Genomic DNA, 700 nt, shown 5'->3' with positions numbered 1-700 from the left:
GCACCAAGCGAAACGCGTCATGCGCATGAGCCGGCGTTGCTGCTCAGATGAACAATCGTACAGCTCCACGGGGATATCGTGCCAATGTAGCCAGTGTTCCAGAGTGTGTGCCTTCTTGCCATTTACGGTCAGCAAATTATTGACCCAAGCAGTCAGCTGGTGCTGGGCCGTGATTACCGCTGGGTGTTCGCTGACATCAATCTCCGTACGTATCGCATAGCCTGACCACTCTATGCCCACGCACACAAATGACTCGCGTTTTTCTTCGAGCGCGCAAATCACTCCATCCAAAATGCGCAGCTTGTACTCACGAACCTTGTTCATTACCAAGTCTCCAGCATGTGCCGCACCCAATTGATGCGGGTTTGACGAATTCGCGCAGCGTGTTCCGGGACCTCAATCAGATCGGCCACGCTAATGCCGGTCAGGTGCTCAATCCACCACTCCAGCGTCGCGATCCCAACGCCGATGCTATTTTTGTTAAGGGCACGCATGATGCTTTTACGCAGCTCATGGCTAGCCGCATCCAGCTCCATGGATCGTGCAGTCGGCCAATTCCATCTCGCATCGGCATTGCGTCGTCGCCCGCTCAGCTCGTACTGGGCGTTCACGATAGCGCCGCAAATCGTTTGGCGGTCGGGCTTCGCTTCCAGCGTGGCGAGCGCGTGCTCCATAAGCTCATGTTCTACAGGTGTCATAG

General features: G+C 55.6%; 2 protein-coding genes. Both read right to left on the bottom strand.

Going from position 1 to position 700, the window contains the following annotated elements; all coding sequences use genetic code 11:
* Positions 1 to 324 (bottom strand): hypothetical protein (locus tag AC1RPX_RS07600; protein WP_481763304.1); only part of this gene is annotated, 324 nt, incomplete at its 3' end.
* A partial coding sequence (locus AC1RPX_RS07595) for a hypothetical protein (protein WP_281116344.1) occupies positions 324 to 700 on the bottom strand: 377 nt, incomplete at its 5' end. The genes AC1RPX_RS07595 and AC1RPX_RS07600, both read right to left, overlap by 1 nt.

The organism is Dellaglioa sp. CoH-56-MRSF-14 (assembly GCF_056782115.1).
This window is presented reverse-complemented; position numbering and strand designations above follow the sequence as displayed.